Here is a 2,728-nt window from a genome sequence, read left to right on the forward strand (position 1 = left end):
CGTCAGAGCCCCCCCCCCCCCCCCCCGCCCCCCCGCGCCCGCCGCCCCCCCCGCCGCCCCCCCCCCCCCCCCCCCCCCCCCCGCCCCCCCCCCCCCCCCCCCCCCCCCCCCCCCCCGCCCCCCCCCCCCCCCCCCCCCCCCCCCCCCCCCCCCCCCCCCCCCCCCCCCCCCCCGCCGCCCCCGCCGTTACCGGACAACAACCCGCCGGCTCCACCGGCTCCCCCGGCACCACCCGTGCTCCCGGCGGGGCCGCTGTTGACGTTCGCCCCGCCGGTGCCTCCGGCCCCTCCCGTGCCGCCGGTGCCGAACAGCCCGGCGCGACCACCAGATCCGGCCGCGCCGCCGCCCGCTGTGGTCGTAGTGTTGGCGCCCGACCCGCCGTTGCCCCCGGCGCCGCCGTTGCCCGCGGTGCCGTTGAGCCAGCCCGCGTTTCCGCCTGCCGCGCCTGCCCCGCCTATACCGCCGGGGGTACTGACTCCATTCTGGCCGCCGGCGCCGCCAGAGAGGCCGCCGATCCCGCCGCTGCCACCCGTGCTGCCGTTGCCACCACCACCGCCGTTGCCGAGCAGCCATCCGCCGTTGCCACCGGCGCCGGCTGTCCCGCCGGTGCCGGCGAGACCGCCGTCGCCGCCGCTGAATCCGACGCCGCCCTTGGCGCCGTCGCCGCCGCCACCACCCGTGCTGCCGTCGCCGCCGTGGCCGCCGTCGCCAATCAGTAATCCGCCGCGGCCGCCGGCCCCGCCGCTACCAGCGTTGCCGCCATCGCCGCCGGCGCCGCCGACGCCGGTGGTCAAAGTGCCGCCGGCACCGCCCTCGCCACCAGCGGCGCCGTCGCCGCCTTCGCCACCGTTGCCGAACAGCAGCCCGCCGCTGCCGCCATTCCCGCCATTGCCGCCGACCCCGCCGTTGCCGCCGGGGAGGCCACTGCCGGCGGTGGCCGCCGCGCCGGCGGCGGCCGCGGCGCCGTTCCCACCGGCCCCGCCATTACCCCATAGCCCGGCGCTGCCGCCAGTGCCGCCGATGCCGCCGCTACCGCCGGTGGCGCCCGTGGCGGCGGCGCCGTTGCCGCCTGCCCCGCCGTTGCCGTACAGCCACCCGCCGTTGCCGCCTGCCCCGCCATTTCCGCCGGATCCGCCGCCCGCCACACCCGTGCCGCCGCTACCGCCGGCCCCGCCGTTGCCGATCAGTCCGGCAGAGCCGCCGCTGCCGCCGGACAGGCCGGAGTTCGCCGGTTGGGAAAAGCCGTTGCCGCCGTTGCCATACAACAACCCGCCGGCCCCGCCATTGGGGCTGGTCGCGGTGCCGTTGGCGCCGTCGCCGATCAGCGGGCGCCCTAGCAGCAGCTGGGTGGGCGCATTGATGGCGTCCAGCAGGCTTTGCAACGGCGTCGCGGCGGCGGCCTCGGCCAGGGCATAGGAGCTGCCGGCGCCGGTCAAGGCTTGGACGAACTGTGCATGAAATGCGGTCGCCTGCGCGTTGGCCGCCTGAAAGGCCTGCGCATGCTGGCCGAACAGCGCCGAAATGGCCAGTGATACCTCATCGGAGGCCGCCGCGGTGAGTTGCACCGTCGGCCCGGCCGCGGCCGTGCTGGCGGCGGCGATCGCCGATCTGATGTCGGCCAGGTCCGCTGCCGCCGCTGCCAGCATCTCCGAGTTTGCGATCACGAATGACATGGCCTGCCTCCCGTCCGACCAGCGGAGCCTATCTCCCGGCGGGGCGCCGCGTCCGCGTTTCCCGCAGGTCGGCGGGTCATGATGCCGTCGCCGAGATTGAGGAGGCCGATGGAGCTGGCGAGTGGTGTCTCGCACCGAGGTCGCCGGGTCCGACGGCGCGGTGGAATGCGGGTGACGCAGTTCTGGCGAGCAGACGCGAAAGCCCCCGAAAATACGTACTTTCGGGGGCTTTCGCGTCTGCTCGCCGGTTTAGGGCCGGTTCTTCCCGTTGGTTCCGGGAGTGCCAGACCATGTCCCGCCGGTGCCGCCGGCGCCGCCGGTGCCGCCGGCGCCGGGTGTTCCGCCGCCCCCGCCGAATCCGCCGTTGCCGCCATTGCCGCCGTTGCCGATCAGGATGGCGTTCGCGCCGACCCCACCGGCACCACCCTTGCCGCCGTTGCCATGGGTCGTCGTGCCAGACCCGCTGGCGGCTGTGCCGCCGTCGCCGCCGGTGCCGCCGGTTCCGCCACCACCGCCATGGCCGAACTGGCCGGCACTCCCACCGGCAGCGCCGACACCGCCGGCGCCGCCATTGCCGCCCACGGCGGTGATGGTCCCCATGGTCGCGTTTCCGCCGTTGCCGCCGGTCGCGCCGCTGCCGCCGGCCCCGCCGTTGCCAAAGAACGAACCGCCGCGGCCGCCGATGCCTCCATTACCACCGCTACCGCCGGTTCCGCCCTTGCTGGACGTCGTGGAGATGTTTCCGGAGTTACCGCCGTAGCCGCCGGTCCCGCCGTTCCCACCGGCACCGCCATTGCCCGAAAGCAGCCCGGCCGCGCCGCCGGCCCCGCCGTCGCCACCGTTGCCGCCGGTAGAGCCCACCGCGGTAGTCCCCAGGCTGGTCGCGGTGCCGTTACCGCCGGTCCCGCCGTTTCCGCCGGCCCCGCCGCTGCCGCTCAGCCACCCGCCGTTGCCGCCGGCGCCGGTGGCCACGGCGGCGCCGCCGCCCGCCCCGGCCGCCTCGCCCGCCGGCCTCCCGCCCGCGCCGCCCGCCCCGCCCCGGCCACCCCCCCCGG

At 77.5% G+C, this 2,728-nt stretch carries 2 protein-coding genes; both read right to left on the reverse strand.

Translation table 11 applies throughout. The features are described 5' to 3' along the window. Positions 1–2: 2 nt before the first annotated feature. Entirely contained in the window at positions 3–1,673 is a 1,671-nt protein-coding gene (locus MSIMFI_RS27260; protein ID WP_191500033.1) for a PE family protein, read from the reverse strand. A 249-nt stretch (positions 1,674–1,922) separates the two neighbouring features. Further along, on the reverse strand, positions 1,923–2,728 hold an 806-nt coding region (locus MSIMFI_RS27265; protein WP_191500034.1), incomplete at its 5' end, for a hypothetical protein.

The sequence above is a fragment of the Mycobacterium simulans genome (genome assembly GCF_900232995.1).
GTDB lineage: Bacteria > Actinomycetota > Actinomycetes > Mycobacteriales > Mycobacteriaceae > Mycobacterium > Mycobacterium simulans.